Here is a 265-nt window from a genome sequence, read left to right on the forward strand (position 1 = left end):
CCAGCTACCAACAGCGAGCCGTTTATCTCTCCACTGAGTGAGTTCGACAACGTGATCCTGACGCCGCACATTGGCGGCTCGACGGAAGAAGCGCAGGAGAACATCGGCATTGAAGTGGCGGGCAAGCTGGCGAAATACTCCGATAACGGCTCGACTCTTTCGGCTGTTAACTTCCCCGAAGTGTCACTGCCGATTCACGGTATCAGCGCCAGTCGTCTGCTGCATATCCATGAGAACCGCCCTGGCGTGCTGACGGCCATCAACC

General features: G+C 57.4%; 1 pseudogene. It reads left to right on the forward strand.

Features of this window, described 5'->3' with window-relative positions:
- A pseudogene (locus SB765_RS30515) lies at positions 1–265 on the forward strand (phosphoglycerate dehydrogenase); the annotation flags it as partial.

This window comes from Pseudomonas sp. SIMBA_067, assembly GCF_046534675.1.
Lineage (GTDB): Bacteria > Pseudomonadota > Gammaproteobacteria > Pseudomonadales > Pseudomonadaceae > Aquipseudomonas > Aquipseudomonas putida.